17 protein-coding genes and 1 tRNA gene are annotated in these 17,632 nt (G+C 49.8%); 9 read left to right on the top strand and 9 right to left on the bottom strand.

Annotated elements, in window-relative coordinates:
- The first annotated feature begins 342 nt into the window (after positions 1–342).
- Positions 343–567 (top strand): hypothetical protein, encoded by a 225-nt coding sequence (locus FHS77_RS02715; protein ID WP_184219575.1) that lies wholly within the window; start codon positions 343–345, stop codon positions 565–567.
- 242 nt (positions 568–809) lie between these two features.
- Here FHS77_RS02715 and FHS77_RS02710 read toward each other — a convergent pair.
- Positions 810–899 (bottom strand) — tRNA-Ser (locus tag FHS77_RS02710).
- Positions 900–1,323: 424 nt separating this feature from the next.
- Here FHS77_RS02710 and FHS77_RS02705 point away from each other — a divergent pair.
- Both FHS77_RS02705 and msrA read left to right on the top strand, forming a co-directional pair.
- A complete protein-coding gene (locus FHS77_RS02705; protein ID WP_184219572.1) occupies positions 1,324–1,551 on the top strand; it encodes a hypothetical protein in 228 nt (75 codons plus the stop codon).
- Positions 1,552–1,630: 79 nt separating this feature from the next.
- On the top strand, positions 1,631–2,275 hold the full coding sequence (gene msrA, locus FHS77_RS02700; RefSeq protein ID WP_184219569.1) for a peptide-methionine (S)-S-oxide reductase MsrA: 645 nt from the start codon (positions 1,631–1,633) through the stop codon (positions 2,273–2,275).
- Between the two features lie 30 nt (positions 2,276–2,305).
- On the opposite strand, the gene FHS77_RS02695 is transcribed toward msrA, so the two are convergent.
- Together FHS77_RS02695 and upp are read right to left on the bottom strand one after the other, a co-directional pair.
- A complete protein-coding gene (locus FHS77_RS02695) occupies positions 2,306–2,512 on the bottom strand; it encodes a SlyX family protein (protein ID WP_184219566.1) in 207 nt (68 codons plus the stop codon).
- Positions 2,513–2,598: 86 nt separating this feature from the next.
- Entirely contained in the window at positions 2,599–3,225 is a 627-nt protein-coding gene (upp, locus tag FHS77_RS02690) for a uracil phosphoribosyltransferase (protein WP_184219563.1), read from the bottom strand.
- A gap of 248 nt (positions 3,226–3,473) precedes the next feature.
- On the opposite strand from upp, the gene ubiE reads away from it, so the two are divergent.
- Genes ubiE through coaBC form a run of 3 tightly spaced genes read left to right on the top strand, consistent with a single transcriptional unit; the run spans position 3,474 to position 7,155 of the window.
- On the top strand, positions 3,474–4,265 hold the full coding sequence (gene ubiE, locus FHS77_RS02685; protein WP_184219560.1) for a bifunctional demethylmenaquinone methyltransferase/2-methoxy-6-polyprenyl-1,4-benzoquinol methylase UbiE: 792 nt from the start codon (positions 3,474–3,476) through the stop codon (positions 4,263–4,265).
- Between the two features lie 14 nt (positions 4,266–4,279).
- On the top strand, positions 4,280–5,860 hold the full coding sequence (gene ubiB, locus FHS77_RS02680) for a 2-polyprenylphenol 6-hydroxylase (protein WP_184219557.1): 1,581 nt from the start codon (positions 4,280–4,282) through the stop codon (positions 5,858–5,860).
- Positions 5,861–5,895: 35 nt separating this feature from the next.
- A complete protein-coding gene (coaBC, locus tag FHS77_RS02675; protein WP_184219554.1) occupies positions 5,896–7,155 on the top strand; it encodes a bifunctional phosphopantothenoylcysteine decarboxylase/phosphopantothenate--cysteine ligase CoaBC in 1,260 nt (419 codons plus the stop codon).
- Between the two features lie 86 nt (positions 7,156–7,241).
- Here the strand turns inward: coaBC and FHS77_RS02670 are convergent, their stop codons facing one another.
- Both FHS77_RS02670 and FHS77_RS02665 read right to left on the bottom strand, forming a co-directional pair.
- On the bottom strand, positions 7,242–8,828 hold the full coding sequence (locus FHS77_RS02670) for a peptide chain release factor 3 (RefSeq protein ID WP_184219551.1): 1,587 nt from the start codon (positions 8,826–8,828) through the stop codon (positions 7,242–7,244).
- A 236-nt stretch (positions 8,829–9,064) separates the two neighbouring features.
- A complete protein-coding gene (locus FHS77_RS02665) occupies positions 9,065–9,619 on the bottom strand; it encodes an HdeD family acid-resistance protein (RefSeq protein WP_184219548.1) in 555 nt (184 codons plus the stop codon).
- 151 nt (positions 9,620–9,770) lie between these two features.
- Here FHS77_RS02665 and FHS77_RS02660 point away from each other — a divergent pair, with 151 nt between their 5' ends.
- Entirely contained in the window at positions 9,771–11,231 is a 1,461-nt protein-coding gene (locus FHS77_RS02660; protein ID WP_184219679.1) for a phospholipase D-like domain-containing protein, read from the top strand.
- Here the strand turns inward: FHS77_RS02660 and FHS77_RS02655 are convergent.
- The gene (locus tag FHS77_RS02655) at positions 11,203–12,054 is read right to left on the bottom strand and encodes an endonuclease/exonuclease/phosphatase family protein (RefSeq protein WP_184219545.1); all 852 of its coding nucleotides are present in this window, start codon (positions 12,052–12,054) and stop codon (positions 11,203–11,205) included. The two genes, FHS77_RS02660 and FHS77_RS02655, sit on opposite strands and share 29 nt — an antisense overlap.
- A gap of 128 nt (positions 12,055–12,182) precedes the next feature.
- Between FHS77_RS02655 and crcB the strand changes: the two genes are divergently transcribed.
- Positions 12,183–12,572 carry a fluoride efflux transporter CrcB gene (gene crcB, locus FHS77_RS02650; RefSeq protein ID WP_184219542.1) on the top strand — a complete coding sequence of 130 codons (390 nt, stop codon included), beginning with the start codon at positions 12,183–12,185 and terminating at the stop codon, positions 12,570–12,572.
- A 57-nt stretch (positions 12,573–12,629) separates the two neighbouring features.
- Here crcB and lepA read toward each other — a convergent pair whose 3' ends face one another.
- Positions 12,630–14,438 (bottom strand): translation elongation factor 4, encoded by a 1,809-nt coding sequence (gene lepA, locus FHS77_RS02645; RefSeq protein ID WP_184219539.1) that lies wholly within the window; start codon positions 14,436–14,438, stop codon positions 12,630–12,632.
- A gap of 198 nt (positions 14,439–14,636) precedes the next feature.
- Between lepA and FHS77_RS02640 the strand changes: the two genes are divergently transcribed.
- Positions 14,637–15,626, top strand: coding sequence for a complex I NDUFA9 subunit family protein (locus FHS77_RS02640; RefSeq protein WP_184219536.1), 990 nt, complete (start codon positions 14,637–14,639; stop codon positions 15,624–15,626).
- Positions 15,627–15,726: 100 nt separating this feature from the next.
- Here FHS77_RS02640 and ggt read toward each other — a convergent pair whose 3' ends face one another.
- The gene (gene ggt / locus FHS77_RS02635) at positions 15,727–17,382 is read right to left on the bottom strand and encodes a gamma-glutamyltransferase (RefSeq protein WP_184219533.1); all 1,656 of its coding nucleotides are present in this window, start codon (positions 17,380–17,382) and stop codon (positions 15,727–15,729) included.
- A gap of 49 nt (positions 17,383–17,431) precedes the next feature.
- Complete coding sequence (locus FHS77_RS02630) at positions 17,432–17,626, bottom strand: hypothetical protein (protein ID WP_184219530.1); 195 nt, start codon at positions 17,624–17,626, stop codon at positions 17,432–17,434.
- Between the last annotated feature and the right edge of the window lie 6 nt (positions 17,627–17,632).

The raw sequence follows: 17,632 nt of genomic DNA, 5'->3' as shown, positions 1-17,632 counted from the left end.
ACCCACATAAAGCTTTAGGATATCGTTCACCCCGTGAGTTTATCGCGGAGCAAATTAACCAGTAAAAATGACCGATCTTTCGGGGGCAACTACAGTTTCCGATCTTACAACACCGCGATCGCTTGGCGTTCATCTTTATAACTCTGCATTAAAAATTGAAAAAGCAATACCCGACAGTCCACTCTATCAGATAATTAATTCTTGAAAAAATTAAATATTGTACGTGTGCTTTTAAAAGCCCCACCCCATTAAATTTGGTTTTAGTGCATCAATCATTAAATGAAACAATATGGAAAAGATAAATTATCAGTATCACCTTAAAGTGGGGTAGCTTTGGTTTCCATGGGCGTTACGGCCAGCTGTGGTTTTGCCGCGAACACCGGGAAGAGGGAGTTGAGATCAAACGGCAAAATAGATTTATTCTACGGCATAGGTGCGGTGATCATTGCTCTATTTTGTGCCTTCGCCTTTTTTGCATCACCCATCCCGACAACGTCAACGCAGGCTATTAGCGATATTGGTCCGAATACTGGAAATGCTTTGCAAGAAAATCACAGCAGTGATTGATAATTTTGGAAGGGTCTTAATGGCCCTTCAATATGACTTTAAAAATGACTGGTTGTCAGTTTAAATCTGTTGCCACTCGATCTTGCCGACGCTGCCACGCGAAATTGCCCGCTACATCTTTGTAGTCCAGCAAGTGCTTTTAGAATTTGGTTTATGACAGAACGAAATGTGGGATTTATTGTGGGATCAAAAATTTACCACAGTCAAAAATGGCAATATAAACAATGGCTTAAAAAATAAAATGGCGGAGAGAGCGGGATTCGAACCCGCGAGACGGTTCCCCGCCTACACACTTTCCAGGCGTGCGCCTTCAACCACTCGGCCACCTCTCCGCAGAATATTCCGTTCATGACATCAAGTTCATGAAGAATCAAAACCTGTAATTCACTTGACATTGGTTAACTGTCAAATCACTGGTTCGGCGCGGAATATAGCTAGAATACGACAGTAATCAACCGTTAATTTCAGGAATGTGAAAGAATATTTTCAGAAGTCTCGAAATGGCAGAAAACATAGCGAAAAAACGCCAAATATGTTGTTTTTAATGGGTTTTCAGGCCTTTATCAGTATGTGGATAAGCTATCTTTGAAAATTTTATGCGGGTGAGGGATAATCATTCATCGCCAATGACTTTAATGATCGAGTGCCTGTAATGAACTTTTTAAACGAGCGTGCCGGATGAAGGTGATTGGATTTATCTTAAATCGGCTATTGCTATTGTGCGCTTTGCTTTTTTTAATCGGTGGCGTTGCCGCTGTGATTATTGATGCCGCGCGCTCCATCGGCGGTTCGGTCGTCACGCTCACTTCCTTGTCAGATATGATGCTGGATTTTGGCCTTCAAAACGGGCTGGAAGAAAGTGTGCAAGCCGATCGCTTTGCGGGTGGGGTTATTGAATATTTGTTCAATCTGCCTGCTGTTGCCGTTTTGATGGTGTTGGCGCTGTTTTTCTATTTACTGTCTTATATTTTCAAAAAAGCTTGAATTGGTTTTGTGCTGCTTACAACAAAGGGGCAGGTGTCTTATATAAGGTGACAACCAGCCAGCCTGTCAGGAGTAACCAATGACATTGTTTGATCGCTACCGACTGAAAACAGAATTTCCGACTGCGGAGACAGCTCTCAAGGGACGTGCGGAGCCGATTGCAACGGCCGATACGCATTATGTGTCAGGGCACTCATTACATGGTGGCTGGCCGAAAAACATGAAAAAGATCATGTTCGGTATGGGGTGCTTCTGGGGCGTTGAGCGACTGTTCTGGCAGGTTCCGGGTGTTTATGTCACCGCTGCCGGATATACAGGTGGTTTGACGCCTAATCCAACTTACGAAGAAACCTGCACAGGGCTGACCGGCCATAATGAAGTGGTGATGGTGGTTTATGATCCGGCAATTGTCAGCCTTGATACATTGCTGAAAATGTTCTGGGAAGAACATGATCCGACGCAAGGCATGCGGCAGGGAAATGATATTGGCACGACTTATCGTTCAGGTATTTATACTTTTTCTGAAGAAGATAAGGCGCTGGCAGAAAAGACACGGGATGAATATCAGCATGCTTTGACAGCTAAGGGTCTGGGACAGATTACAACTGAAATTCTCGATGCGCCGGTCTTTTACTATGCTGAAGATTATCATCAGCAATATCTGGCGAAAAATCCGGGCGGTTATTGCGGTTTGCGCGGCACCGGCGTGTCTTGTTTTATTTAAACTGAAAAGAAGTCAGGTGATTGCCCCGTTTCACCAATGGGGTGGTCTGGTGACCGGAATATCCGGCTGGGTTTGCTCTTCGAGTTCCAGAAAGCGTGTGGTCAGCGCATTGAGCTTGGTGCGCAGATGGTCAATGACTTTCCATTGTTCTGCAATCTCACCGGAAAGATCCTCGATGATTTTATCCTGTTCGGTGATCCGGATTTCAAGTTCGGTCAGGCGTGTTTCATGAGACATCGGTTTGCAGTTCTTTTGAGTGAGTGGTCATAAAAGAATCACCGGCCTGATGAGCCGGTGATTTTGATTGAGATAAACAATATCGTTTACTTGGTACCGTACATACGGTCACCTGCGTCACCGACGCCTGGAACGATGTAACCTTGTTCATCAAGGCGTTCATCAATGGATGCGGTGAAAACCTGTACATCCGGATGTGCTTGAGTGAAACGCTCAATACCTTCCGGTGCTGCAATCAGGCAGAGGAAGCGGATATTGGTTGCGCCGCGTTCTTTCAGTTTGTCGATGGCCATAATCGCTGAATTGGCGGTTGCCAGCATCGGGTCCACCACGATGATCAGACGATTGACGATATCTTCCGGGGCTTTGAAATAATATTCAACCGGCTGAAGGGTTTCGTGATCGCGGTAAAGACCGATATGGGCCACGCGTGCAGCAGGCACCAGATCAAGCATACCTTCAAGCAGACCGTTGCCGGCGCGCAGGATGGAAGCGAAAACAAGTTTCTTGCCTTCCAGAATAGGCGCTTCCATCGGTGCCAACGGCGTTTCGATTGGCATCGTGGTCATTTCAAGATCACGGGTCACTTCATAGCAAAGCAACAATGATGTTTCTTTCAGCAGGCGGCGAAAGCTTGCTGTGGAGGTTTCACGCTTGCGCATGATGGTAAGCTTGTGCTGGACAAGCGGGTGGCTGATAACTGTAACGCCCATGATCGTTCCGCTGTTTCTATAATCTGATGCTTAATGAATAGGACATTATCGCCCTATATGCTATGTGAAAACATTTTAAAAAGCACACTCACAGATTTATGAGCAGTTTCTACGCTTGTAACATCCTGTGCAAGCTTTATATGCGTATGATAAGTACGGCTTTGACGCGAAAGCGGACAAATGTCACTTCAGGACAGCGGTAGAATGCACTATGGTGTTTCCCGTGAATTGAGCAGACAGGACAAGCTATGAGCCAGCATGACGGCAATATGGATCGGGTAGGCGCAACAGGCGGCATGGAAAGTTCCTTCGGGTTTCGTCAGGTTGACGAAGACTCGAAACAGGCACTCGTTAATGATGTTTTCCATAAAGTTGCCAAGCGCTACGATGTGATGAACGATCTGATGTCGGCCGGTATGCATCGTGTCTGGAAAGATGCGATGATTGCGTGGCTTGCACCGTCAAAACGTGCCGGCTGGCGCTCGCTGGATGTGGCTGGCGGCACTGGCGATATTGCTTTCCGCATTGTCGAAGCTTCACGCAAACAAGCCCATGTCACTGTGCTTGATATTAACGGCTCGATGCTGGGTGTCGGGCGTGAACGCGCCATTAAAAAAGGCCTGATCGACAATGTAGATTTTGTTGAAGCCAATGCAGAAGAATTGCCGTTTGAGGATAATTCTTTTGATGCTTATACGATTGCTTTCGGCATTCGTAACGTCCCGCATATTGATAAAGCACTTTCAGAAGCATATCGCGTCCTCAAGCCGGGCGGCCGTTTCATGTGTCTTGAATTTTCCGAAGTGGAAATGCCGATTTTGGATAAGGTTTATGACCAGTGGTCATTTCATGCGATTCCTAAAATTGGTCAGATGATCACAGGGGACGCGGATTCTTACAGCTATCTGGTCGAATCAATTCGTAAATTTCCGGCACAAAAAGATTTCGGCACGATGATTGAGCAGGCTGGTTTTGAGCGCGTCAGCTGGCGCAATTTCACCGGAGGTATTGCTGCCCTTCATTCCGGTTGGAAATTGTAAAATAGTAGGCGGATATGAAGAATATTTCTGCCGCTTTGCGGCTGATGCGTGCAGGCTGGATTTTAACCCGTGAGGGTGTGATCGGTGCGTTGCCTGTTGATGATCTGCAAGGTTTGCCGAAATTCGGGCACAAGCTTGCCAAAGCTTTAGCGCGCCCGCGTGCACGAAATATGGAGCGTTCGGAGCGTATTTCGCGCGCGATGAACAAGCTTGGGCCGTCTTATGTCAAGCTTGGCCAGTTTTTGGCCACACGCCCTGATATTGTCGGGCGCGATATCGCGGCTGATCTGGAGCTCTTGCAGGATAAGCTCGATTTTTTCCCGCAAAGCGAAGCAGAAAAAGCCATTGAAAATTCGCTGGGGCGTTCGGTCAGCAATCTTTATGAGCGTTTTGATGCGCCGATTGCTGCGGCTTCTATGGCGCAGGTGCATCCGGCATATATTTCCAAAAACGGTCAGTCTCAGAAGGTAGCGGTTAAAGTTATCCGCCCTGGTGTGCGCCAGCGTTTTGCGCGGGATTTAGCCAGTTTCTTTATGGTGGCACGGATGCAGGAACATTATGTGCCTGCAACACGACGTTTGCGTCCGGTTGAGATTGCCGAAACCTTGGCGCAGACCACCCGCATTGAGATGGATTTGCGCCTTGAAGCCGCTGCCCTTTCCGAAATTGCTGAAAACATCAAAGATGATGCGGGCTTTCGTGTGCCAACAGTCGATTGGGAACGCACAGGCCGTGACGTCTTAACGCTGGAGTGGATTGACGGCATTAAAGTGTCGGATGTCGATGCGCTGCGTGCGTCCGGTTTTGATCTTAAAAAACTGGCGGAAGTGCTGATCCAGTCTTTCTTGCGTCATACATTGCGTGATGGTTTTTTCCACGCTGACATGCATCCGGGCAATTTGTTTGTTGACCCGAAGGGAACGATTGTTGCGGTCGATTTTGGCATTACCGGACGGTTGAATAAAAAGCAGCGCCGGTTTCTGGCTGAAATCCTTTATGGTTTTATCACCCGCGATTATATGCGTGTCGCGGCTGTGCATTTTGAAGCCGGCTATGTACCGCATACGCATGATATGGCCAGTTTTGCGCAAGCCATTCGCGCTATCGGCGAGCCTATTCATGGCCAGCCAGCCGAAACGATTTCGATGGCAAAATTGCTGACGCTGCTGTTTGAGGTGACCGAATTATTCGACATGGAAACGCGGCCTGAATTGCTGATGCTGCAAAAAACCATGGTGGTGGTTGAGGGTGTATCGCGTACGCTTGATCCGCATTTCAACATGTGGAAATCGGCTGAGCCGGTTGTTGGCGGCTGGATTCGTAAGAATTTAGGCCCTCAAGGCATTTTGGGCGATGCCAAGGAAACCGGTCAGGCATTGCTACATTTTATGCGTGAAGCGCCTGAATTGATCCAGCGATCAGAACGCGCCAGCATTGCGCTTGACGATATGGTGTCGAATGGTTTGCGCTTTGATGCAGCGACTGCCGAAGCAATCGGCCGCGCGGAAGCTTACCATAATCGCTGGGGCAGACGGGCGCTGGTGGTGATCGCCATTGCCTTTGTGGCCATCGCGGTTAAACTTTTCATTGATTAAAATATCAAAGCTTCGATGCAAAGGGGTGTGCTTTAATGAGTAAGTCTGGTGTGACGAAGACGACTTCCCCAATCGCCGCCTCTTTGCAAGGCAAGCGCATTTTGCTGATTATCAGTGGTGGTATCGCGGCTTATAAAACGCCGGATTTGATCCGTCGTTTGCGTGAGCGTGGTGCGCATGTACGCCCATTGATGACGCGCGCGGCGCAGGAATTTGTCACCCCACTCACCATTGGCGCTGTTTCCGCCGATCACGTTTATACGGATCTTTTTTCGCGAGAAGACGAGCAGGATGTTGGCCATATCCGCTTGGCACGTGATGCTGATCTGATTGTAGTTGCACCAGCCACCGCTGATTTGATGGCTAAAATGGCGCATGGCTTGGCTGATGATCTGGCAAGTGCTGTGTTGCTGGCACGCAAAATTCCGGTGCTTGTTGCACCTGCTATGAATCCTGCCATGTGGGATAATCCGGCAAGTCAACGCAACCGCACGTTTTTAGTCCAGGATGGTGTGCATTTCATCGGCCCCGAACGCGGTGAAATGGCGGAAGGCGGCGAGGCCGGTCTTGGTCGTATGAGCGAGCCATTGGCGATTGTGGAGGCGATTGAAGAACTGTTTGCGCCGCGTGATCTGCCGCTCAAGGGCAAAAAAATCATTATGACCTCTGGGCCAACCCATGAGCCGATTGATCCGGTACGCTATATTGCAAACCGTTCATCCGGCAAGCAAGGGCATGCGATTGCGCGTGAATTGGCGCGTCTTGGTGCTGAAGTGCAGCTTGTTTCAGGGCCGGTTACCATTGCTGATCCTGCGGGTGTTCAAGTTGTCCATGTGGAAACTGCACGAGAAATGCAGGCGGCTGTGGAAAGCTTGCTGCCAGCTGATGCCGCAGTGATGGTCGCAGCTGTTGCCGATTGGCGCACAGAAAATGAAGCGCATCAAAAGATTAAAAAACAGGCAGGCGAAACCGCCCCGACATTAAAAATGACGGAGAATCCTGACATTTTAGCAAGCATTGGTCATCATCCGAGGCGTCCTCAATTGGTGGTTGGCTTTGCGGCGGAAACGCAGGATTTGCTCGAGAACGCCCTTAAAAAGCTTGATAAAAAAGGTGCGGACTGGATTGTCGCCAATGATGTGACGGAAGAAAACGGCATCAGCGTCATGGGCGGTGATCATAATCTGCCGCGCATTGTGACCCGTGACGGCATTGAAGAATGGCCGCAGATGAGCAAGCAAGATGTTGCTGAAAAACTGGCGCAGAAAATTGTCGAAGCCTTAAAAGGCAAGTGACTATTACCAAGAGTTAGATTTAAAAAAAAGCGCGGTTGCCTCATGGGTAGCCGCGCTTTTTTCATGTGCTTTAAATAGGTGCGCTATCAGGCGTTGGAACGCACCTGATAGTCTTTTACTTCTTCAAAACGTATGGCTTTCCAGCGCTCGGCTTCATAATTGAGCGAGAACGTATTTTGCGCCATATAGACCGGATCATTATCCAGATCATGAGCAATATCTGCGCGGTGTGCTGCAATAAAGCGATCCACTTCTGCCGGATCATCAGCAGTAATCCAACGACAGATGGAGAAGCGTGACATTTCAAAGCCAACAGGCAATGAATATTCAATTTTCAAGCGTTCCGTCAGTACGTCGATTTGCAGCGCACCAACCACACCAACAATCGCCGGCGAGCCGTCATCAGGAGTGAAAAGCTGCACAACACCTTCTTCAGCCATTTGCTGTAAGGCTTCACGCAGTTTTTTCGCTTTCATCGCATCGTCGAGACGTACACGGCGCAGGATTTCCGGCGCAAAGTTTGGCACACCACGGAACAACAATTCTTCGCCTTCGGTCAGCGTATCACCGATGCGTAGCGTTCCATGGTTGGGAATACCGACAACATCACCGGCAAAAGCCTCATCGGCAATCTGGCGGGAGCGGGCAAAGAAAAACTGTGGCGCAGACAAACTCATCGGCTTGCCGGTACGGATCAGTTTTGCCTTCATGCCACGCGACAAAGTGCCGGAGCAAACGCGTAAGAAAGCAATACGGTCGCGGTGGTTCGGGTCCATATTGGCCTGAATCTTGAAGACAAAGCCGGTCATTTTTTCTTCTGTGGAGCTGACCATGCGGGTGTCAGCCTGCTGGTCACGCGGAGATGGCCCGTAGTCACAGAAAGCTTCGATCAGATCACGCACGCCAAATTTTTTCAGCGCCGAGCCAAAATATACCGGTGTCATATGCCCTTCGCGGAAGGATTGCAGGTCAAACTCACGGCAGACGCCGCGCGCCATTTCAACGCTTTCAATCCATTCTGCACGCTGGTTTTCCGGCAACAGGCCGGCAGCGCGTGCATCTTCAGGGCCATCCACTTGCAATGGCTGCTCCTGTGTATCTTCACGGCGGATGGTGTTGTTGTGCAGGTCAAAAGTTCCGGCAAAGCTTTTGCCGGAGCCGATCGGCCATGTAATCGGTGCTGTATCGAGTGCCAGTTTTTCTTCGATTTCGTCGAGAATTTCCAGCGGATCACGCGCTTCACGGTCCATCTTATTGATGAAGGTGACAATCGGAATATTGCGCATGCGGCACACTTCAAAGAGTTTGAGTGTGCGTGGCTCAATACCGCGCGCTGCGTCAATCACCATGACAGCACTGTCAACGGCGGTCAGGGTGCGATAGGTGTCATCGGCAAAGTCTTCGTGACCAGGGGTGTCGAGAAGATTAAAAATGCAATCTTTATATTCAAAGGTCATTACCGAAGTAACTACGGAAATGCCGCGGTCGCGCTCGATATTCATCCAGTCGGAACGGGTCTGAATACGATCCTTCTTCGCCTTTACTTCACCGGCAAGCTGAATAGCGCCACCGAAAAGCAACAGTTTTTCTGTCAGCGTGGTTTTACCGGCGTCCGGGTGCGCAATGATTGCGAAAGTACGGCGCTTTGAAGCAGGATGATCAGCAATAGGCATAAAAGGCTCGTTAAACTAAGGCGGGCAATCCCGCATATAAGGATCAGCGTGCAATAAGGCGTTTTGCCATAAAGTAAAATCGAAATATGGCGAACACAGAAAACGGCTGATGGCTCGGATGAAGATAAATTTGAGCTCTGCTTTATCAGTTGTGGCTTTATTCGTCGAGGCATAAAAAAGCCGCCCTGAAAGCGCTTTGTTAAAAGTGTTTCAGGGCGGCAGTAATATTTTATGTATTATTTAAGGCTTTTGATGCCGAGGCCAAAAGCAATAAATGCCCAGCCCTGGAAAATCAGGTCAATGGCAAGGAACAGGCCCAAAATGAACAGGCTGTTGACCGGCCATTGCGCTGCAATCAGCACACCTGTCAGTGCGGTGATGATACCGGCAAAAACGAGCCAGCCCCAGCCGCGGGCAGGCTTTGTCTGAAAGCCCATCCAGATACGGAAAAGACCGGAACCAATCAGCGCGGCTGCAAGAAGCACGGTAAGAATACCGGCCGCAAGGACAGGATTGCTGAAGGTGACAATACCGGCGCCTGCATAAAGCAAGCCACTCAAAAACCAGAAGAAGAAGCTTTTCCATGTCTTTACATTGAAAGCATGGATAATTTCGACAATACCTGCAATGAGCATCAACATGCCGACGTAATAAACCGACACGACTGTTGCAAGAAAAAGATTGCCGAACGCAATTCCGCCCAAAATGAGCAGGGCAATGCCGAGGGCCACAAACCAGCCCCATTTTCTTGAAATTTCAGGTTGGTGCATACTTGTATCGCTTGATGCCATAATGCGCAGCTCCTATGAATGTGAAAAGGCATTTTATAGACGTTGAGAGCAGATATGAATGCATGCGTTTAATAAATTGCAGGCATGTAACTTTTACAGTAACTCTATTTATATGTAATAACAACTGTTTGACAGGATTGTTCTCGTGACTATGATTACTTTGTTCCATGAATATTGGCCTCATATTCTTGCCGCGGTTTCAATCGTTCTTGGTGCAGGGGCCGCTATTCATGCAACAATGACTAAGCAGGAGGTGCGCACCGCCATTGGCTGGGTTGGCGTGATCTTGCTTTCACCTATTATTGGTGCGGTGGTTTATGCTGTTGCCGGTGTTAATCGCATCAGACGTACTAGTTTGTCTTTACAGCGCGACCGCGGTGCTCATATTGCGCTTTATCACCTGACCCATTTCGACACGACCAATGAGATTGTGCGGGAAAATTTCGGCAAGCCGTTTGCCGCCATGAAAATTTTAGGTGACGCAGTCAGTAAATATGATTTTACCAGCAGTAATGATATTACCATGCTGGAAAGCGGTGATGCAGCATATTCTGCCATGCTTGCTGCCATTGATGAGGCTAAGCATAGTGTGTTGCTTGAGACCTATATTTTTGACCGTGACCCGATCGGTATTCGCTTTGTTGCAAGCCTTGCTGCTGCGGTAAAGCGCGGGGTTGAAGTGCGCGTGCTGGTGGATGCCGTTGGTGCACGTTATTCGATGCCAAGCATTGTCAGCCTGTTGAAAGAGCATAATGTTCCGGCAGAAGTTTTTAACGGTAATATTATTATTGGCTTGAAACTGCCTTATGCCAATTTGCGCACGCACAGAAAAATATTGGTGGTCGATGGTGCTGTTGCTTTTACCGGCGGGATGAATATCCGCGCTGGTTTTATGAGTGAATATTCCGGTGATAATGCTGCGCATGATACGCATTTTCGCGTGGAAGGCCCGGCTGTTGCCGACATTTTCCATATTGCTTCGGAAGATTGGCGTTTTGCCTCAGATGAATTGCTGCAAGGAGAAAAATGGAAGATTGCACCGCCGCAAAAACCAGCTGGCGAAGAAACACTGGTGCGTGTGGTGGCAACTGGCCCTGATAAAAACCTTGAAACCAATCATCGTATGATGATGGGGGCTTTTTCGGTGGCACAGGATCATATTTTGATTATGTCGCCTTATTTGTTGCCCGATCGGGAATTGATCAGTGCGCTGGTAACGGCTGCTCGGCGTGGTGTCAGTGTGGATATTATTGTGCCAGGTGTGAATAATCTGAAATTGGTTGATCGCGCTATGCGCGCACAATTTGACCAGTTGTTGAAGGATGGATGTAAAATCTGGCGTGCCACCGGTGCTTTCAATCACTCCAAACTGATGACCATTGATGGCGTTTGGTCTTATGTCGGTTCATCCAATATTGACCCGCGCTCGCTGCGGCTGAACTTTGAAATCGACATGGAAGTTCTGGATTTTGAATTTGCCGGACAGTTGGAAGAACGTATCCGTGTAATCAAAAAAAACAGCGTGCCTGTCCTCTTGGGCGACTTGCGAAATCAGCCATTTCTGCGTCGCTTGACAGACCGGATTATTTGGTTGGGTTCACCTTATCTTTAATCAGGCTCAGGCGCTCCATCGTGGCTTGCAGATCAATATGCGCCTTGATCGGCAGGTGATCAGAGGCAATACGGGCGAGCGGGCTGTCATGCACTTCGATATTGGTAATCAGATTATGAGGCGCACCCATAATCCGGTCGAGTGCCAGTACCGGAAAACGTGAAGGGAAGCTCGGCACCACGCCTGCATTCGGGTTGAAAACCGGATTAAGGGCATTGAGTGAAGATGTCTTTCCCACCCGCCATTCATTGAGATCGCCGATCATCAGGGTCGGCAGAAACTCGGAATTGGCCATGGTGCTTAAAATCGTTTCGGCCTGTTGCGCGCGGGATTTTTTCAAAAGCCCCAGATGAGCAGCAATAATACGCAAAGGCCCGTTGGCAAGCTCCAGATCAACCATCAAAGCGCCGCGCGGCTCAACACCGGGCAGTGAAAGCTGGCGCACTTCACGCACTAAACCTTCGCGGAAAAGCAAAAGATTGCCGTGCCAGCCGTGACCGCCTTCAGAAAAAGAGGTAATCGGCACCGGTACAAGACCGGAGTTTTGATAAAGCCGGCTGAGGTCCAGCAAGCCGGTACGCTCACCAAAGCGTTTGTCTGCCTCCTGCAAAGCAATCACATCGGCATTGATTTCACCAATCACATCGGCAATGCGCTCAGGTGCAAATTGCTTATCGGTGCCAACACATTTATGAACATTATAAGAGGCAATCACCGTGTCTGTGGGTGCATTGCGCGGCTCTAACGGTTCATAGAACGAGCGCTTACGGATGGCCGAAAGAATACTGCCGGAGAGATTGTTAGGGTTGAGTATCTTTCGCAAGCTTCATGTCCTTAAGTGAATGCACGTATATTCGTCTTGATCGTTACACAGATATAAATAGTAATGATGCATCATATAAAAACCAAATCAGGCTTTAGTTTAACAATAATTTTTGAGATATTGCGACCATGAGAGAAACATTGGCTGTTGCATTAGGCGGGGCGCTCGGCTCTGTGGCGCGTTATTGGATTGGTATCTGGATGTTGCCGCTGAGCCGCTCAATGCCTTGGGGCACAATCAGCATCAATATTGCCGGTTCGTTTGCGATTGCTTTTTTGGGCACGCTGACCATGTTGCAAGGGCGCTATCATCTGCCGGAAGTGTGGCGGCTTGCATTTATGGTGGGTGTTTGTGGTGGGTTCACCACATTTTCCACGTTCAGTTTGCAGGTTTTTGAAATGCTGCGGGCAGGGGCGCTGGGGCGCGCTGCCTTGAATATTGTAATCTCAGTGATTTTCTGTGTGCTGGCTGCGGCTGTCGGCTATTGGCTGGCGATGCGGCTCAATACCTCCGCTTGAAATGAAAAAGCCCCGCTGAAAAAATCAGCGGGGCTTTTGATTGGATAGAGCGCTTTATTATTCGTCGCCCATTTTGAGCGCTTGAATAAAGGCTTCCTGCGGAATTTCCACACGGCCGAACTGACGCATGCGCTTTTTACCTTCCTTCTGCTTTTCCAGAAGTTTGCGCTTACGGGAAACGTCACCACCGTAACATTTTGCCGTCACGTCTTTACGCAGCGCCGAAATGGTTTCACGCGCAACGATACGTCCGCCGATGGCTGCCTGAATCGGAATTTTAAACATATGCTGCGGAATCAGGTCTTTCAGCTTTTCACAAAGCACACGACCGCGTTTTTCGGCAGCGCTGCGGTGAACCAGCATGGAAAGCGCATCAACCGGCTCCTCGTTGACGAGGATCGACATTTTAACCAGATCACCTTCACGGTATTCTGAGATATTATAGTCGAAAGATGCGTAACCCTTGGAGATCGATTTCAGGCGGTCGTAGAAATCAAATACCACTTCATTAAGCGGCAGGTCATAGGTGATCATCGCACGCGGGCCGACATAAGACAGATCGACCTGAATGCCGCGACGATCCTGACAAAGCTTCAAAATCGAACCCAGATAATCATCCGGTGTCATGATGGTTGCGCGAATCCAAGGCTCTTCAATCGACGTGATCTTAACTACGTCTGGCATGTCGGCCGGATTGTGCAATTCTGCAACTGAGCCGTCGAGCATGTTCATGCGGTAGACAACCGATGGCGCTGTGGCGATGAGATCAAGATTGAACTCACGCTCCAAGCGTTCCTGAATGATTTCCAGATGCAAGAGACCCAAAAAGCCGCAACGGAAACCAAAGCCAAGTGCCGCAGATGTTTCCATCTCAAAAGAGAAGCTCGCATCATTGAGGCGCAGTTTGCCCATAGCCGAGCGCAGATCTTCAAAGTCTGCTGCATCAACAGGGAAGAGGCCACAGAACACAACGGGCTGCGCCGGCTTAAAGCCTGGCAGCATTTCTGCTGTCGGGCGGCGGTCTTCGGTGATGGTATCACCAACGCGCGTATCGGCGACTTCCTTGATCGAGGCGGTGATGAAACCAAGTTCACCAGGGCCTAATTCATCAACGGCCACCATTTTAGGGGTGAAAACACCGGTGCGCTCCACCGGATATTTTGCACCTGTACCCATCATACGGATGGTCTGGCCTTTTTTCAGCACGCCATCAATGATGCGCACCAGAACGATAACGCCTAAATATGTGTCATACCAGCTATCAACCAGCATGGCTTTGAGCGGTGCAGAACGGTCGCCGGCTTTCGGAGGCGGCAGGCGATTGACAATCGCTTCCAGAACGTCAGGAATACCAAGGCCGGTTTTAGCCGAAATCATCACTGCATCGGATGCATCGAGACCGATAACATCTTCAACCTGCTCCTTGACGCGGTCAGGTTCTGCGGCTGGCAGATCAACTTTATTGAGAACCACGACAAGTTCGTGGTTGTTGTCCATGGCCTGATAAACATTGGCCAAGGTTTGCGCTTCAACGCCTTGAGAGGCGTCCACCACCAAAAGAGAACCTTCGCACGCAGCCAGCGAACGCGAGACTTCATAAGCAAAGTCGACGTGGCCGGGAGTGTCGATCAGGTTCAGCACATAATCTTCGCCATTTTGCGCTTTATAGTGCAAACGGACAGTCTGTGCCTTGATGGTAATGCCGCGTTCACGCTCGATATCCATCGAATCAAGGATCTGATCCTTCATCTCGCGCGTTTCCAGTCCGCCTGTCGATTGGATCAGGCGGTCAGCGAGAGTCGATTTACCGTGGTCGATGTGTGCGACGATGGAAAAATTGCGAATATGGTCAAGTGGTGTGCTCATGGGCGCGATTTAGCAGTTTTATAGCGAAATTCAAAGTGGTATTGCAGCGACACAGTGGCAAAAGCGCTCATTGGACACACTATTTGACAATAGTTCTTTGCCAAACGTGCAAAAGGGATTAAATCAGCCTCATAATTCTCATGAGAAACCTTGATACAGGTTAAGGTTGATAGCCGTTATACACTTAGGAGCTCAGGCATGAATACCGAACCAAATGAAGTCCACAACAGACCAAAACTGGTTACTGTGATCGGCGGTTCGGGTTTTGTCGGACGCGCCGTGGTGGCCGCACTTGCCAAGCGTGGCTATATGGTACGCGTTGCTGTGCGCAAACCTGAAATTGCTTATTACATGCAGCCATTGGGCAATGTTGGCCAAATCCAGCTGGTGCAGGCCAATGTGCGTTATCGCTGGTCGATTGACCGCGCCATTGCCGGTTCAGATTATGTCGTCAATCTGGTGGGTGTGCAGGCTGAAAGCGGCCGTAACCGCTTCAATGCAGTGCATGTGTTTGGTGCAAAAAATGTGGCGGAAGCCGCAAGCGCTCAGAATATTCCGCTGACTCATATGTCTGCACTCGGCGCTGATTTGAAATCAGCTTCCGTTTATGCCCGCACCAAAGCTGAAGGCGAACAGGCTGTGCTGAAAGCAGCACCGGCTGCCGTCATCATGCGTCCGTCGGCGATTTTCGGCATGGAAGACAAGTTCTTTAATCGTTTTGCCAATCTGGCACGCTTTACACCTGTTTTGCCGGTGATCGGTGGCGGCAAAACCAAGATGCAGCTCGTTTATGTCGGCGATGTGGCTGAAGCTGTTGCCCTGTCGGTTGAAGGTAAGCTGAATCGCGGCACAACCTATGAACTGGGCGGTGCTGATGTGCAGTCGTTTAAAGACTGGATGGGCGATATGCTGAAGGTGATTGACCGTAAGCGTTGCATCGTTTCGATGCCTTGGTGGGCGGCAAAATTCAACGCCCGCATCATTGGCCTGCTGCCAAATCCGCTTATCACGGCTGATCAGGTCACATTCCTGAAGTCGGATAATGTTGTGTCGGATGCAGCGACTTCTGAAGCGCGCACCTTGCAGGGCATGGGGATTACCCCGCAGGGCGCAGATGCTATTTTGCCAGCCTATTTGTGGCGCTACCGCGTAGCCGGACAATATACAAAGATGCGCGAAGCTCACTGATTTCACGATATACAAAAAAACCGCCGGAGATCATCTCCGGCGGTTTTTTTATAATTGGATCAAACCGGCTGTCCAATGGGCAGCCGGTCTTTTTATTTGTTTAGAAGCCAAGCGCCATGCCATCACCGCGCGGGTCAGCACCGCCTTCATAGCCGTCAGCATGTTTACGGATAGCTTGCGCATGGCCGAGAGTGCCTTCCCAGCCGCTGGCCATTTTAACCGGATGACCGCGCAGACGCAGTTCACGGATAACCTCTTCAGGCGTGCGTGATTCCAGCACCAGATCACGCGATACTGTGCCCCATGTGCGTCCCATCAGCCAGCGTGGTGCTTCGATTGCCTGCTGCACGTTAAAGCCGAAGTCGATCATACGGGTGATCATTGCGGCCTGTGTCTGCGGCTGGCCTTCGCCACCCATGGTGCCATAGGCCATCACCGGCTTGCCATCTTTCATCAGCATAGCCGGAATGATGGTGTGGAAGGTGTTTTTGCCTGGTTCCAGCGTGTTTGGATGGTTGGCATCCAGCGAGAAGAACGAACCACGGTTTTGCATGATGATACCGGTGTTGCCGGCAATCACAGCGGCGCCGAAATCGTGATAGATTGACTGGATGTTGGAAACCATCATGCCGTCTGCGTCAGCGGTACAGAAGTAAACTGTATCGCCGTCCGGCGCACGATGTTCAAACTTGCCGTCAAATTTTACACCTGGTTCGATATCGTCAAAACCGCGTACCGTATCATCATTGATCAGCTGTTTGCGTTGTGCTGCATAGTCCTTGGAAAGGAATGTATCGAGCGGAATATTGACGTGTTTCGGATCAGTCAGCCATTCGTCACGGTCAGCAAAAGCCACTTTAACCGCTTCTACCACATGATGGTAATAAGCAGCGGTGTTGTAGCCCCATGATTTGACATCATATTGCTCCAGCAGATTGAGGATTTGCAGGGCTGCAAAGCCTTGTGTTGCCGGTGGGAGCTGGAACACATCATAGCCACGATAGGTTGAGGTGATTGGCTTTGCCCAATTGGCGTGGTAATTGGCAAAATCTTCATAGCGCAGCGGCGAACCCTGTGCTTCGAGCGATTTAGCCATTTCTTGAGCGATCGGGCCTTCATAAAAGCCTTTGCGTGCGCCATGTTCGGCCAGATATTCAAAGGTCCTTGCCAGTTCCGGCTGAGCCATAAACTCACCGTCGCGCTGTGGCTTGCCATTAGGCAGGAAGATACGCGCCATATCGGCATTGGCATTGAGGATGCTTTCATCCGTTACCAGCCAATCGGCGAGCGAACGGGTGACAGCCATGCCATGACGGGCATAGTGGATAGCATCGGCAAAAAGATCTGCCCAAGGCAGCTTGCCATAGCGCTCATGCGCCAGCCGCCAGCCGTCAACAACACCCGGTGCGGTGAGCGCTGCCAGTGCGCCGCGCATCGGGATCTGGTCAGTATAGCCGTGTTTTTTATAAAACTCGCGGGTGGCAAGTTTAGCAGCAGGGCCTGTTGCTTCAATGGCTTCGACTTCGCTGGCTTTACCGCCGGCGATCAGCAGAAAAGCATCGCCGCCAAGGCCGGCCATATGAGGGTAGACCACGCAAAGGGTAGCATTGATAGCAATGGCAGCATCGACAGCGCTACCGCCGCGACGAAGCGCCTCCTGACCGGAAGCGGAAGCCAGATAATGGGGTGAGCTGACCATGCCGCGCTTGGCAAAAACTGCCGGTCTGCCGGTTCTTGGTCCATCAGCGTTAATCATATCAAATCCTTCATTCATTTTAAAAGTAGATGACTGTTTAGTCGCTTACTTAAGCTTTGGGAGGAAACAGCACACGCTGTAGCGGGGGGATGATGGCGGCAATGCTTAATGCCACCATGCCGATTGTCGACATCAGGCGCCAATCATTCGTGGTGCCAAGGCTGACCAATGGCAGCGCCACGATGAACAGCACGAATGAAACGCTCAGGTAAGACAAACGATTTTGCAGAATACGCTTAATCATAATCTG

This window comes from Paenochrobactrum gallinarii, from assembly GCF_014205685.1.
GTDB classification, from domain to species: Bacteria; Pseudomonadota; Alphaproteobacteria; order Rhizobiales; family Rhizobiaceae; genus Paenochrobactrum; species Paenochrobactrum gallinarii.
Note: the sequence above shows the minus strand (reverse complement) of the source record. Positions and strands in the feature narration are given on the sequence as shown.